The organism is Frankia sp. Mgl5 (assembly GCF_023242985.1).
Taxonomy (GTDB): domain Bacteria; phylum Actinomycetota; class Actinomycetes; order Frankiales; family Frankiaceae; genus Parafrankia; species Parafrankia soli.
Window position 1 is genome coordinate 1 of sequence record NZ_JALKFY010000102.1, and the last position, 277, is coordinate 277.

Annotated in this window: 1 protein-coding gene; it reads left to right on the forward strand. The window is 56.7% G+C overall.

What is annotated here, in order from left to right:
* A partial coding sequence (locus MXD62_RS08550) for an NEW3 domain-containing protein (protein ID WP_248828852.1) occupies positions 1-277 on the forward strand: 277 nt, incomplete at both ends.

The window sequence follows — 277 nt, forward strand, 5'->3', positions numbered from 1 at the left end:
CGCCGGATTGGATGACGCCACCAAGACCGACCTGCTCTACCGGCTGTTCGTCAAAGAAGCACAACTGCACAAGGCCAGTCTGGAAGCGACTTCCTTGATCGTCCGCTTGAAGCCGGATACAGGGGAGCTTGTCGCCGGACAGACCACGAGAGTGACGCTGACTGCATACAACGGGGGGACGGTTGCACTCAGCAATCTTCAATTTGTGCTTCGGGTTCCCGCAGGCTGGCAGGCAAAAGCATTGGGACTTACCCGCTTTGCACAGCTGGAAAACAAT